Annotated in this window: 9 protein-coding genes and 1 pseudogene; 3 read left to right on the top strand and 7 right to left on the bottom strand. The window is 55.1% G+C overall.

Annotation, left to right across the window (positions count from 1 at the left end; all coding sequences use genetic code 11):
- Positions 1-8 precede the first annotated feature (8 nt).
- The 7 genes and pseudogenes from rpmI to ACYVGU_RS06335 form a co-directional block, all read right to left on the bottom strand.
- Complete coding sequence (rpmI, locus tag ACYVGU_RS06365) at positions 9-203, bottom strand: large ribosomal subunit protein bL35 (RefSeq protein ID WP_460611886.1); 195 nt, start codon at positions 201-203, stop codon at positions 9-11.
- 200 nt (positions 204-403) lie between these two features.
- A pseudogene (gene infC / locus ACYVGU_RS06360) lies at positions 404-961 on the bottom strand (translation initiation factor IF-3); the annotation flags it as partial.
- A gap of 261 nt (positions 962-1,222) precedes the next feature.
- Positions 1,223-3,172: a threonine--tRNA ligase gene (thrS, locus tag ACYVGU_RS06355; RefSeq protein WP_460621348.1), complete on the bottom strand. Its 1,950-nt coding sequence runs from the start codon at positions 3,170-3,172 to the stop codon at positions 1,223-1,225.
- A 152-nt stretch (positions 3,173-3,324) separates the two neighbouring features.
- The gene (locus ACYVGU_RS06350) at positions 3,325-4,446 is read right to left on the bottom strand and encodes a tetratricopeptide repeat protein (RefSeq protein WP_460611888.1); all 1,122 of its coding nucleotides are present in this window, start codon (positions 4,444-4,446) and stop codon (positions 3,325-3,327) included.
- A gap of 63 nt (positions 4,447-4,509) precedes the next feature.
- A complete protein-coding gene (locus ACYVGU_RS06345) occupies positions 4,510-5,370 on the bottom strand; it encodes a tetratricopeptide repeat protein (RefSeq protein ID WP_460611889.1) in 861 nt (286 codons plus the stop codon).
- A 130-nt stretch (positions 5,371-5,500) separates the two neighbouring features.
- On the bottom strand, positions 5,501-8,299 hold the full coding sequence (locus ACYVGU_RS06340) for a DNA gyrase/topoisomerase IV subunit A (RefSeq protein WP_460622000.1): 2,799 nt from the start codon (positions 8,297-8,299) through the stop codon (positions 5,501-5,503).
- 318 nt (positions 8,300-8,617) lie between these two features.
- Positions 8,618-10,549, bottom strand: coding sequence for a DNA topoisomerase IV subunit B (locus ACYVGU_RS06335; RefSeq protein ID WP_460621347.1), 1,932 nt, complete (start codon positions 10,547-10,549; stop codon positions 8,618-8,620).
- Between the two features lie 192 nt (positions 10,550-10,741).
- Here ACYVGU_RS06335 and ACYVGU_RS06330 point away from each other — a divergent pair, with 192 nt between their 5' ends.
- The 3 genes from ACYVGU_RS06330 (at position 10,742) to ACYVGU_RS06320 (ending at position 14,243) form a co-directional block, all read left to right on the top strand.
- Complete coding sequence (locus ACYVGU_RS06330) at positions 10,742-11,926, top strand: AI-2E family transporter (protein ID WP_460611891.1); 1,185 nt, start codon at positions 10,742-10,744, stop codon at positions 11,924-11,926.
- A 182-nt stretch (positions 11,927-12,108) separates the two neighbouring features.
- Positions 12,109-12,579, top strand: a complete 471-nt coding sequence (locus tag ACYVGU_RS06325; protein ID WP_460611892.1) for a ferritin family protein — start codon at positions 12,109-12,111, stop codon at positions 12,577-12,579.
- A gap of 176 nt (positions 12,580-12,755) precedes the next feature.
- Positions 12,756-14,243 (top strand): exonuclease domain-containing protein, encoded by a 1,488-nt coding sequence (locus ACYVGU_RS06320; RefSeq protein WP_460621346.1) that lies wholly within the window; start codon positions 12,756-12,758, stop codon positions 14,241-14,243.
- Positions 14,244-14,414 lie beyond the last annotated feature (171 nt).

The following is a 14,414-nucleotide window of genomic DNA, read 5'->3' as shown; positions in this document are numbered from 1 at the left end:
ATTCTTAATTAGATGGCAAGCATGTCCTTCACGCGGTTCATATCAGCCGAGCTAACCAGGCCAGAATGCGTCAAGTTACGCTTCTGCTTCGTGGTTTTCTTGGTCAGAATGTGGCTTTTGAAAGCGTGCTTACGCTTCACTTTGCCCGTGCCGGTCAGCGTAAAACGCTTTTTGGCGCCGGACTTGGTTTTCATTTTCGGCATTGTGGTGGTGAAAAAAGGTGAAAAACTGCGGCGGTCGGCTGCCTAGGGCCGGTGCGCCAGCGTAAAAACAAGGCCGAAGCCCTGGGAAAAACTTATTCAGCGGCCTTATCAGCTGGAGCGGCTACAGGAGCCTTTTCAGCAGCAGGCTTGGCCTCTTTCGGGGCTTCTTTGCCAGCAGGCGCGGCAGGCTTAGTGGCGGGTTTGGCCGGCAAAGCTGCTTTTGGAGCCAGATACAGGAACATCCGCTTGCCTTCCAGCTTGGGCAGTTGCTCTACTTTACCTAGGTCCTCGAGGGCCTGAGCAAACTTGAGCAGCAGAATCTCACCACGCTCTTTAAACACGATGCTTCGACCCACGAAGTGCACGTAGGCCTTGATCTTAGCGCCTTCGCGCAGGAATTCCTGGGCATGCTTTAGTTTAAAGGCAAAGTCGTGGTCATCGGTGTTGGGTCCGAAGCGGATTTCCTTGATGACAACTTTGGTTTGCTTAGCCTTCAGCTCGCGGGTTTTCTTTTTCTGCTCGTACTTAAATTTCGAGTAGTCAATAACGCGACACACTGGCGGAACAGCAGTGGGCGAAATTTCCACGAGGTCGAGGTTCTGCTCCTGAGCAAAGCGCCGGGCTTGCTCAATAGGATAGATACCTTGTTCGATATTTTCGCCAACTAGGCGAACTTCACGGGCCGTAATCTTTTGATTGATTTTAAACGGCTCCTCGACCTGGGCGCGAGGGATATAACGGCGGTTGGGGGTAGCTATGGCGGTTTCTCCTTAAGGTGAAAATCGGTTTTCTGCTTAAGATTGAAGGACACGCAGGGCGCCCAATGGGTTCAATCAGCGGGCAAATATCCGCCATTTTTTCCAAACGCTCAAGAAAGGCTATATAAAATTACCCTATCACTTCGTAAAAGTATGGGGCTACCCACCACAGCAGGCCCTTCCCCGACCGGCAAGCTCTTGTTGAAAAGGAGCGTACTGGTCAGGAAAGGGCCTGCTTACTTCTTCTGTGCAGCGCTAGCCTTATAGGGCCGTGCCATCCATCATGGCATTTATCTGCGTCTGGAAGTTCTGGATGAAGGTGTCAATCGGGAGTGAGCCCAGGTCGCCTTCACCGTGCTTGCGGATAGAAACGATGCCTTCGGCCTGCTCCTTCTCGCCTACAATAAGCATGTACGGCACTTTGGAAACTTCCGCGTCGCGGATTTTGCGGCCAATCTTCTCGTCCCGGTGGTCTACGGTGCCGCGCAGTTCAGCTGCCTGCAAACGGTCGTATACCTGCTGGGCGTAGTCGTGATACTTCTCCGAGATGGGAAGCACGGCAAACTGCTCTGGCGAGAGCCACAACGGGAAATTACCGCCGCAATGTTCAATCAGAACCGCCACAAAACGCTCCAACGAGCCAAATGGAGCCCGGTGAATCATCACGGGGCGCTGACGGGAGTTGTCGGAGGCCACGTATTCCAAGTCGAACCGCTCAGGCAGGTTGTAGTCTACCTGAATGGTGCCCAGCTGCCACTTGCGGCCTAGGGCATCGCGCACCATAAAGTCCAGCTTAGGGCCGTAGAAGGCTGCTTCACCTAACTCAGTTACCGTGTTCAACCCTTTCTCGGCCGCTGCTTCTTGGATAGCAGCTTCAGCACGGGCCCAGTTTTCATCGGAGCCGATGTACTTGGTTTTGTTTTCGGGGTCGCGCAGGGAAATCTGAGCCGTGAAGTCCGGGAAGTCCAGCGCTTTCAACACGTAGAGCACAATGTCGATTACCTTCAGGAACTCTTCTTTCACCTGATCGGGACGGCAGAAGATGTGGGCGTCGTCCTGAGTGAAGCCCCGCACACGCGTCAGGCCGTGCAGCTCACCGCTCTGCTCATAGCGGTACACCGTACCAAACTCGGCCAGGCGCACCGGCAGGTCGCGGTACGAGCGGGGCTTGGTTTTGTATATCTCGCAGTGATGCGGGCAGTTCATGGGCTTAAGGAAAAACTCCTCGCCCGGGTTTGGCGTCTTGATGGGTTGGAACGAGTCGGCGCCATACTTTTCGTAGTGGCCCGACGTCACATATAGTTCCTTCGAACCAATGTGCGGGGTCACAACGGGCTGGTAGCCGGCTTTCATCTGGGCACGGCGCAGGAATTGCTCTAGCCGCTCACGCAGCGCGGTGCCTTTGGGCAGCCACAAGGGTAGCCCTGCTCCTACCTTCTCCGAGAAAGCAAACAGCTCCAACTCTTTGCCCAGCTTGCGGTGGTCGCGGCGCTTGGCTTCTTCAAGCTTTTCCAGGTACTCGGTCAGCTCCTTGGCCTTCGGGAACGTAATGCCGTAGATGCGCGTGAGCTGCTTGTTTTTCTCATCACCACGCCAATACGCACCAGCTACATTGAGCAGCTTGATGGCCTTGATAGGGCTAGTATCGGGAATGTGCGGACCGCGGCACAAATCCGTGAAGTCGCCTTGGGTGTAGAACGTGATGGAGCCGTCTTCGAGGCGCTCCAGCAAGTCCAGCTTATACGGGTCGTTCTTCTCCGTGAAGTACGCAATGGCATCAGCCTTGCTCACGTCGCGGCGCTCGTACTGGCTTTTCTTTTTAGCCAGCTCCAGCATCTTCTTCTCAATTTCCGGAAAATCGTCAGTCGAGATGGTGCGGCCTTCGCCTAGGTCGATATCGTAGTAAAACCCGTTTTCGATGCTAGGGCCGATGCCCAGCTTCACGCCGGGGTACAATGCCTCCAGCGCTTCCGCCATCAGGTGAGCCGAGGAATGCCAGAAAGTTGATTTGCCATCCTGGTCGTTCCAAGTCAGAATCTCAACGTTGGCGTTTTGGGTAACCGGGCGGTGCAGGTCGCGCACTTCACCATTTACGCGCACGCCGAGGGCATTGCGAGCCAGGCCTTCGCTAATGCTGGAGGCGATGTCGTAGCCAGTAGCGCCATCTACAAACTGGCGCACCGAGCCGTCGGGGAGGGTGATGTCAATCATGAAAAAAGGGATAATGGCTATACAAACAGCCGTGAAGCCGCAAGTTAGAAGTTTCTGGCGGCTAAATCCCCCCTTTGCTGTGCCAGCGACCTAGGCCAACTACGACCTTCAACCGTAGCAAGCGTGCCTGGGCCTAGTATCAAAGATCCACCTTACAGGCCGGGGCGAGTCGTCCGGATAGGCTCAATGGCCTCGATTGGCTCGACGGCCTGCCGTGGTCTTTCGTCTACTAGGATGCCTTTGGCGCGGTTGCTAACCTTCCACGCTTTGTAGGTCCAGTGGCGGTTGCCGGGGTTTTCAGCTACCAAAAGGCGGTACTGATCGGCGGCTTCCGCATAACGACCCAGGCTCTCGAAGCTCTCAGCCAGCATCTGGCGTGCGCCGGCCAACCGTGGAGCCCGGCGCAAGGCCCGCTGCAGCTTCGGCACAGCATCGGCATACTTTCGCGCCTTGAAGTCGGCCAGCGCCAACCGGTAATCGGCCCGGTAGAAGGTAGTATCCAGCTGCACGGTGCGAGCATAAATTCGCAGGGCGCTATCGGGCTGGTTGCGCAACTCAAACTGCCGACCGTAGTCGTAAAGCAGGGGCCCATAGCTTGGCGCCAGCTTCAAGCCGCGGGCGGCATATACGGCGGCCTGCTCGGGCTGCCGGAAGGCATTGGAAAGGAAAGCCAGCTGGTGCAGGGTTTCGGGTTGGCGCGGGTCACGGGCGAGACTGGCCCGCAGGTAGTCCAGGGCCTGGAGCGTATCCTGTAGCCCAATGTAGGCTACGCCTTTGTAAAACAGCGCCGCCGCGTGGTCGGGCTCCTGCTGCAGGGCGCGGTCGAGTTGGTCGAGAGCATCCTGATAGCGGCGGGAAGCTAGGTGCATCTCCCCTACCAGCAGGTTCAGATCAGGTGAAGCAAACCCACGCCGGGCAGCTTCGGTGGTTGCATCCAGGGCCGCCTTAATACGGCCTTCGGCCCGCAGCGCCCGCGCTTTCGTGAAGTAGAACTCACCGGGAGCATCATCCAGCTCCAGAGCCCGATTGATATCGAGCAGTGCGGGGCCTACTTGGCCGGCATCCAACCGGAAAGCAGCCCGCCGGGCATAAAGAGAAGCATTTTTGGGTTTGCGGGCAATGGCACCATCCAGCTCCTCGGCCTGCACTTTTGGGCCGCTCTGCACTGTGCGCAAGTTCACCATGGTTTCTGGTAGCTCCTCCGGCGCATCGGCGCAGGCCCCTACCAGCAGTACACTGGTCGGAAGCAAAAGGAAGCGAAGAGAGCGAAACATGGCGACCAAAGAAAGCGGAAGAGAAAGGCAAAGATACAGCAGGAACAGAATGCTTGCGCGGCACTACATCTTCTTTACATGCCGATGCACTGTGCGTTGCAGCTTGCGGTTGAGCTGCTGCAACAGACGGCGGCAGCGGCGGCTGATTTCCAGCTCATCGGCAGTCACTGGCGTAAGTGCCACGGCCTCCTGCAGTACCGAGCTAGCGCGGGTATTCTGCCCCCGGTTGATGTACACTCGGGCCAGGTCATAGGCAAACTGAATGCGCTTGGGCTCTAACTCGTGAGCCCGGCGCAGGGCATTGATTGCCTGAATCGTACTAGCCCCGGCCGGCATCCCACCCAAAACCAAGCGGCTATAAATCCGCTCCAGCAGGTTGTAATGATCGACTCGGTAGTGCCAGCGCCCGAGCAGTTGCCAGGCTTCGGCCCAGTTGGGCCGAAGCTCTGTTGTCCGGAATACGTGCGGCCGCATTTCGCGGTAGGCAAGCAAACGCCCGCGGGCCGTTAGTAAGGTGGCTTGGTTTGCTAGGGTCAGGGCTTCGGCAAAGTGCCCTTCGGCGCCATCAGGCTGCACTACTAGGGCCCTACTGGCATACAACCGGGCCGCGCCAAAGTACGCCGACTTTCGGGTTTCATCGGTGTAGCGGGCCCCAATCCGGACGCTGAGTACGGCAGCCTGCCACAGCGCCTCGTAAGTGGCCGGGGCTTTGCCCAGCGCCTGCTCGTACTTCGCCAGCGCCTCCGACTCCTGGTATTTCGTCTGAAGCACGTGGGCTTCGGCCAAAAGCTGCGTCACACTAGGTTCCTGAGTGGCTTTAACCGCCGACGCCGGGGTAGTGGGCTGGGCTACAGTCCGGGCGGTTCCCATCAGCAGGAGACCTAGTAAAAGCACAACTCTAATCAAACGAAACAAGCGCTGCATGAACGACAAAGGTACATTTTGGCTTGATGCGCCGGGTATGACAGCCATAGTACCTGGCTGGAGCTCAAAATAAAAAGACTGACCTTAGGCAGGCCAGTCTTTTTCGGTTTTAAGTAAGGGCTACAAGCGGTTAGAAAAGCTTCAGTTGCGACTTAGGCGTTTTCAATACGGCCTGAGCCTGGGCAATATCTGCTTCCGAAATATCAACGTGGCCAGCCAGCTCGGGCAGCGGCTCCGGCTCGGCGGCCGTTTCGGGGGTATCAGTCCGTGGGAGGGTAGCAGGCCCGCGCTTCTTGGCTACTACCCGGCGTTCGGGCTCGGGGCCTTCATCCGTGAGCAGCGTCACTCCGTGCACCTTGAAGTAATTCAGCTTGTTGCCCATGGCCTTCCACCCTTTCACGTCAATGAACTCGTGGAGCAAAATCTTCTCGGTTTCCTTATCGGCCTTTTTGTCGCGCTGCAGCTTCACTTCTACTTGCGGCTCGGGGTTAGCCGTTACCGCAATAAGCTTGGAGCCAGGCGTTTCACTGATAAAGGTGAAGCGCTTTTTGAGCGTTGCTGTCTCGATGGTAAACCGCTTCACGTAGTACAGTTTCGACTCGCCTTCATAGTACACCGCCGTGAGTACCGTGCCGGGCTCCTGCTTGCGCAAGAGCAGCATATTCGCCATGTCGAATTGCAACGACATCTCCGGCGGAACTACCTCGTAGCTGCCGTCTTTGTACACTCGCAGCAAGGTATCCTCTGTATCGAAGGTGCCAAGGTAGCGGCCGTGGCCGGCCGTATTGAGGCGGCCCACCACGCTGTCGAAGAACATTTCCCGGCCGCCCAGCGTGGAGTCGCCCAGGCTCTTTTGGGTAATCTTCTTGATGGGCTGCTTCGTGACGATGTTGCCCATGGAGCCTTTGCCTTTGATAGCCAGCTCCGCAAAGTCAAAGTCAAACTGCTTTACCCGGGCCGGCGCCTTATCTGACAGCTGCACGCTCACAATCTCAGACTCTGAGTTCGGATTGGCCGTCAGATACAGGGTTTTAGTGCCCTTGGTGCCTTTGGTCAGGTCGTACACCTTGTCGCGGGTGATGCCCGTTACCAGGAAACGCTTGGCGAAGCTGATGCCCGAGGCGCCATCCTGGTACACCATGTTGTACACCAGGCGGTCATCGTTCTTGTTGTACACGCCCACGTGCAAGATGTCCTTGCCCACAAACGTTTTCTCAGCAATCCGGCTCACCATGAACGTGCCGTCGCGCCGGATAGCAATGATGTCGTCCAGGTCGGAGCAGTCGCAAACCGTTACGGCTTTTTCGTCCTTTTTCAGGCCGTAGCCCACAAAACCATCGGCGTAATTCACGTACAGCTTCTGGTTGGCTACCGCTACTTTCTGGGCTGTAACCACGTCAAACGTGCGCAACTGCGTTTTCCGGTCCCGGCTGGCACCATACTTTTTCAGCAGGCCTTCAAAGTAATTGATGGCGTAGCGCGTGAGGTGCAGCAGGTGGTCGGCTACTTCAGCCAGCTCGGTTTCCAGGCGCTGAATGAACTCCTCGGCCTTAAAGCCATCGAACTTACTGATGCGCTTAATCCGGATTTCCGTCAGGCGCGTCAGGTCATCCTCGGTAATGGCGCGGCGGAGCACAATACGCGTGTCGTTGGCTTTCGGCTTTTCGCCTTCGATGCGCACAAACTTCCGCAGGCCGGCGTCAATCGTGTGCAGAATATCTTCCCAGGTTTCGCACTCCTCAATTTTGCGGTAAATGCGGTTCTCGATAAAGATCTTCTCCAGCGAAGCCGAGTGCCACTTTTCCTGGAGCTCATCCTGCCGGATTTCCAGCTCCCGCTCCAGCAAGCGCAGCGTTTTCTGGGTGCTGAGGCGCAACATATCCTCTACGCCCACAAAGCGCGGCTTGTCCTCAATAATGACGCAGGTGTTAGGCGAGATGCTGATTTCGCAATCCGTAAAGGCGTATAGCGCATCCATGGTCAGGTCGGGGCTTACCCCAGTGGGCAAGTGTACCTGAATTTCCACTTCCGCAGCCGTGTTATCAACTACCTTCTTGATCTTGATTTTATTCGCTTCCGAGGCCTTCACGATGCTTTCCATCAGCGCCGTGGTGGTGGTGCCGTACGGAATGTCGCGAATCACGAGCATGGTCTTATCGGCCTTCTCGATGGTAGCGCGCAGCCGGATTTTGGAGCCGCGCAGGCCGCCATTATAGTGCGTAATGTCGCAGAGGCCACCCGTTGGAAAGTCAGGAAACAGCTGAATCTCGCGGCCGCGGAGCACGTCGATGCTAGCCTTGCACAACTCACGGAAGTTGTGCGGCATGATCTTGGTGCTCAGGCCTACGGCAATACCCTCTACGCCTTGTGCCAACAACAGCGGAAACTTTACGGGCAAGGTGGTCGGCTCGCGCTTGCGGCCGTCGTAGCTCATTTGCCACTCCGTAATGTCGGGGTTGAACACCACATCAAGAGCAAACTTGCTCAGGCGCGCTTCAATGTAGCGCGGCGCAGCCGCCCCGTCGCCGGTCCGGATATCGCCCCAGTTACCTTGCGTTTCAATTAGCAGATCTTTCTGGCCCAGGTTCACCATGGCGTCGCCAATGGAAGCGTCGCCGTGGGGGTGGTACTGCATGGTTTGCCCGATGACGTTAGCCACTTTGTTAAAGCGGCCATCGTCCATTTCCTTCATGGCATGCAGAATCCGGCGTTGTACCGGCTTCAGGCCATCCTCAATAGCCGGTACAGCACGCTCCAGAATTACGTAGCTAGCATAGTCCAGAAACCAGTTCTGGTACATGCCATTCACGGTGGCTACATCATGAATGGTTTCGCCGGGCGCAAACTTGGGTTCCTCTTCCGTCTCCTCCGTAACGGGCTCCGGTTCCGTCTTCGTTTCTACATCAGCCGACGACTCGGCCAGCAGCAACTCGCCGGCTTCACTTACAACAGACTGGACGGCATCCTCGGCCGGAGCATCCGCATCGGCCGGGGTTGCCGGCTCGGCCCCGAACTCAAAGGAGTCGCCGGCGCCAAACAGGTTGGGCTCCTCTTCCGGGTTCAGGTCGTGGGGGTTCGTTTCTTCTGACACAGTAGGGTGTGGCGCTTGCCACGGTTATTGTTCTTGTACCTCTCTCCTGCCTTTGTCGGCTGTTGGCACCTAGTACTTCAAGCTATTTCCAAGTTTCAGAAACACTGATGTACTAGGCCTTTACCAAGAGCAAACTCAAAGCAGAAGGTTAAAAAATTACGCCAAGTCGGCTTCAGCTACTTCCTCCACGGGCAACACATCGGAAGTAATCAGATCCTTTTCTAAACGCAGATTGTCGATAATAAACTCCTGACGGGCAGGTGTATTCTTGCCCATGTAGTAGGTAAGCACCTGCTGAATGGAGCGGTCGGACTGCAGAATTACGGGCTCGAGTTTGATATTGTCGCCGATGAATTTACCAAATTCATCGGGTGAAATTTCGCCTAGGCCTTTAAAGCGCGTAATCTCGGGGTTGCGGCCAAGCTGGCGCATGGCATCCTGCTTTTCCTGCTCGTTGTAGCAGTAAATAGTGGTCTTCTTGTTGCGGACGCGAAACAGCGGCGTTTCCAAGATAAAGACGTGACCGTTGCGGATCAGATCCGGGAAGAACTGCAAGAAGAAGGTGAGCAACAGCAGCCGGATGTGCATGCCATCCACGTCGGCGTCGGTGGCAATTACTACGCGGTTGTAGCGTAGGCCTTCAATGCCTTCCTCAATATTAAGCGCGTGCTGAAGCAGGTTAAACTCCTCGTTTTCATACACAATCTTCTTCTTGAGACCGAAGCAGTTCAGAGGCTTGCCGCGCAGCGAGAAAACGGCTTCGGTTTCCACGTTGCGGCTTTTCGTGATGGAGCCCGAGGCAGAGTCCCCCTCCGTGATGAAGAGCGTGGTTAGGGCTTCGGCTTCCTGCTTGCCCTCGCCGAAATGGAAGCGGCAGTCGCGGAGCTTGCGGTTGTGTAGGTTAGCTTTTTTGGCGCGCTGGTTGGCCAGCTTTTTCACGCCCGCCATGTCCGTACGCTCCCGCTCGCTTTGTTCGATTCGCTTTTTCAGGGCCTCGGCTACCTGCGGGTTTTTGTGCAGGTAGTTGTCGAGTTGCTCCTTTACAAAGTCCAGCACAAAGCCGCGCACCGTTGGCCCATCGGGACCCATGTTGATGGAGCCTAGCTTGGTTTTGGTCTGCGACTCGAACACCGGCTCCTGCACCCGCACCGAAATAGCGGCGATAATAGAGGCACGAATATCGGAGGCTTCGTACTTTTTGTTTTTGTTGGTTTTAGCAAGGAATTCCTGCACCGTCTTCACCACTGCCTCGCGGAAAGCTGCCAGGTGAGTACCGCCCTGGGTAGTGTACTGGCCGTTTACAAAGCTGTAGTACTCCTCGCCGTAGTCGTTGCCGTGGGTGAGGGCCAGCTCAATGTCGGGGCCTTTGAGGTGGATAATGGGGTAGCGAATGCTCTCCGGATCGGCTTTGCGGGCCAACAAATCCAGCAGGCCGTTCTCCGAGTAGTACTTCTGGCCGTTGAAGTTGATGGTCAGGCCGGCATTCAGGTACACATAGTTCCAGATCTGATTTTCCAGATACTCCGGGATAAAGCGGTAGTTGCGGAAAATCGTATCATCGGGCTGGAACGTCATGAGCGTGCCGTTGCGCTGGCTGGTTTTCACGGGCTTAGCATCACTGGTCAGAATACCCTGCGAAAACTCGGCGGCCTTCATCAGGCCTTCGCGCACGCTCTGCACTAAAAAGTAATTGCTGAGCGCGTTAACCGCTTTGGTACCTACCCCGTTTAACCCCACAGACTTCTGAAATACCTTGGAGTCGTATTTGCCGCCTGTGTTAATCTTGCTTACTACCTCCACTACTTTCCCCAACGGAATACCCCGGCCATAGTCGCGCACTTGTACCCGGTGGTCGGATATCTTGATATCAATGGTGCGGCCGTGACCCATGACGTGCTCGTCAATGGAGTTATCAATAACTTCCTTGACCAACACATAAATGCCATCGTCGTAGCTGGAGCCATCGCCAAGCTTACCAATGTACATGCCGGGCCGCAGGCGAATGTGCTCGCGCCAGTCCAGGGAGCGGATACTGTCTTCGTTGTAGCCGTGGTCAGGGGTTGCAGCAGGTATTAATTCGTCAGCCATGAAATCCGGTAATCAAATGTTGAGGTAAAATAACACAGAAAATTGGCCTTTTCCGCGTTTTACTTTCGCTAGCTAAGTTAGCAATTTTTCTTCACCTAACTCGTAGAACTCGCGCTTTGTTCCCGTAAAAAAGGCTAAAAACCTTACCTAGTGTCTTTCCTCTCCCTCTCAAATTCCCAATACTATTAGCAAATGTTTCCTCCTGCTTCTCAACATCACTTACCTCCTTCCGGGCACAAACCCAACCAAATTGTAAAGCAAACTCCTATTATTCAGTTTGCTTTCTTCATGGTGGGCGCCGTGCTTTTAGTGTATTCACTGAAGGAACTCGATGATATTCTGCTTCCGCTGATTTTTTCGGCTGTGTTTACCCTACTGCTGCTGCCCATATGCCGATGGCTAGAGCTGCGCGGCGTACCGCGCATTCTGGCCATTATTCTGTGCTTGTTGCTGCTGCTGCTGTTTTTTGCCGGTATCATTCTGGGGTTCGGCTCGCAACTGTCTCAGTTTAAAAATGAAATTCCGAAGCTGCAGGACAAAATGATGCAGTCGTTTGTGGAGGTGCAGGAATGGGCCCACCAGAAGTTCGGCTACAAGCCCATGAGCATCGACGATTTGAAGGACTCCACCGTGAAGGCCATTAAGAAATCGGGCGGAACGTATCTGGGTACTACCCTCAACACCACCACAGCAGTACTAAGCAACCTAGTACAGGTTCTGATTTATATTTTCTGCTTGCTGCTGTACCGCGACCATCTGCGGCAGTTTATGTTCCGCTTTGTGGCGCCTGATCGGCGTACAGCCGTGTTGCATACCGTTGACAATATCCAGACGGTAGTACAGGCTTACATCTCCGGCCTGTTCAAAGTTATCATCATTGTGGCCGTATTGAATGCCATTGGCCTGCTGGCATTGGGAGTAAAATTTGCCGTTTTCTTCGCCATTTTCGCCTCGGTGCTGGCTGTTATACCCTATATCGGCATCATGATTGGCGCTACCGTGCCGGCCATCATTACGCTGGTAGAAACCGGCTCAGTGGTGCAGGCAGCCCTCGTAATTGGCGTGTTTGTGGTAGTGCAGTTTCTGGAAGGCAACTTCATTACGCCCATGATTACCGGCTCACAGGTTAGCATCAACCCGCTGGCCGCCATTCTGGCCCTTATCCTGGGCAATGAACTATGGGGCACGCCCGGCATGATTCTGAGCATCCCGATTATGGCCGTGGCCAAAGTAATTCTGGACGCGAACAAGATTACCGAACCCTGGGGGTTCCTGCTCGGTGACACGGCCGAGGGCGAAGACTCTACCAAGCCTGATAATAAGCCACCGGGAGGCCTTAAGGGTCTCTGGCAACGCGCTATTGGGAAGGCGGCGTAAGGGTGCAGAAATGCGCACTGAATTAGGGCTGCCAGGCAGGAATGCAATACCCAAATCGAGCCGGGAAGCTAAATTTTACACTATTCCTGAGCAACCTCAACTCGCTAGCTCAGGTATACAGCACAGGTTGCCGCTTTTTACAGGCAGCCTTTACTGACCTTAACCACCTAATTCCTTCCAACATGGCAACTATCTCAGGCGATGCCGCCCGCGTTTACAACGACCTAGTAGAAATTAATAAAACCGCTGCAAAAGGCTACCAAGAAGCCGCCGAAGGCGCCAGCAGCGGCGACCTGAAATCTAAGTTCAGCGAGCTCAGCCAGCAGCGGGCCCAGTTTGCTTCGGAGCTCACGCAGCACGCCAAGCAGTTCGGCATTAACCCCGAGCAAGGCAACACAGTAGAAGGCGTGGTAGCAGATGCTGCCGCCGCCGTACACCGTGGCTGGATTAACATCAAATCGGCCATTACGGGCCAGAGCGACTCGGCCATTCTGGGCGAGTGCGAAACCGGCGATGCAGTAGCTTTGACAGCCTACGAAACGGCGCTGAAGTCAAATGAGCTGCCCGCTGAAGCCCGCAACGTAATCCAGAAGCAGCACGGCGAAGTACTGTCGGCTAAAAACTGGGTAACTCAGCAAAAAGGAAACCGCTAGGCTTTCTTAAATCCGCAACTTGAAAAAAGCCCGCCCTTTGTGGTGGGCTTTTTTGTTGTATATCCGTGCTACCCTACCAGGTATTATAGGAGTCCAAAGCAATTGCAACCTTCCGGTGGGGTATCTTTGTTACCAATCATCTTAGCAAGACTGCTGTCACGAAGTTACTGCCGCTTTTGTACGCCATCATCGACCTTGAAACCACCGGGGGCCAGCCCGCGCAGGACCGCATCACCGAAATTGCCATTTACATTCACGATGGCGAAAAGGTAGTAGACGAGTTCAGCACCTTGCTGAACCCGGGCCGGCCTATCCCCTTCTTTATCACGCAACTCACGGGCATTACCGATGATATGGTGCGCGACGCGCCCAAGTTTCATGAGGTAGCCCGCCAGATTGTTGAAATAACCGAAGGCTGCGTATTTGTGGCGCACAACGTGCGTTTCGATTACTCCTTTCTTAAGAAGGAGTTTGGCGACCTGGGCTATAACTACTCACGCAAAACGCTGTGCACGGTGCGCCTGAGTCGCTCCCTAATGCCAGGGCAGCCGAGCTACAGCTTAGGCAAGCTGTGCCAGAACATTGGTATTCCGCTGCAGGACCGCCACCGCGCTACCGGCGACGCCGCCGCTACGGCCATTTTGTTTGGGCGCTTGCTGAAAATCAGCCAGCAGCAGGAGGCGCTGACCTCGCCGGGGTTGAGCCCCGCCGAGACTCTAGCAGCTGTGGATGCTAACGCGCCCGCCGGGCAGCGGCCGGTGGCGGCTGGTAAGCAACCGTCGCCCCGGAAAATAAAGGCAGTGCAGGACGCCATCAAAACCGCGCTGCTGCCACCCAACATTACGCCCGAAAAAGTAGCTAGTTTGCCCCAGGAAGCTGGCGTGTACTATTTTCACAATGAGCAGGGCGAGGTAATCTACGTTGGCAAGAGCATCAACATCTACAAGCGTATTCAGCAGCACTTCGCCGTTGATTACAAGTCGCGCAAAAGCATAGAGTTCAAGAACTCGATTTCAGATATTACCTGGGAGCTGACGGGCTCCGAGCTGGTGGCGTTGCTGTATGAGTCGCACGAGATAAAGCGCCTGAAACCGCTCTACAACCGGCAACAGCGCCGTTCGGTATTTCCGGCCGGTATCTTCCTGCGCACCGATGAGAACGGCTACAAGCACCTATACTACGGCCGCGCCGATGACCACGCCGAATCGCACCCGCTTATTGCGCTAGGTAACCAATACAAGGCCAAAGGCTTCCTGTTTCATAAAGTAGCTAAGTTCAACCTGTGCCAGAAGCTCTGCGACCTATATAAAACCCAGGGTCCGTGCTTTGACTACCAGGTGCATCGGTGCAAAGGAGCCTGCATTGGGCTAGAACCTGCCGAGGAATACAACCAGCGCGTAGAGGAAGCCATTGAGTCGTTCACCTACGAGCACGGCTCCTTTGTAGTGATGGGCCAAGGCCGACGCTCCGACGAGAAGAGCATTGTGGTGGTAGAAAATGGCCGCTACTTAGGCTTCGGCTACGTTGATGGTACTTTCACGGCTCGTCGACTGACCGATTTTCAGGATGTAATTACCCGTTACAACGATAACAAAGATGTGCAGCAAATTATCAGGCAATATCTGCGCACCGAGCACAAAGACAAGGTAAAAATCTTTAAGTAGCGCTTGTCACCATCGGCAGTTTACTACCCCTTCTTAGGCGGTAAACCGGTTCAGATCATAACGAGGGCTAGTGGATTGCATAGGCTCTGAAAGAACTTCATTCTCCGCAGTTCAGAACCGGTTCGTAGCATGCAAATGGTAGCGTACGCAGCTGGAATTAACCCAACTGAA

The organism is Hymenobacter tenuis, assembly GCF_054780495.1.
The sequence above is the reverse complement of the archived record's forward strand: the minus strand, read 5'-3'. Positions and strand labels throughout refer to the sequence as shown.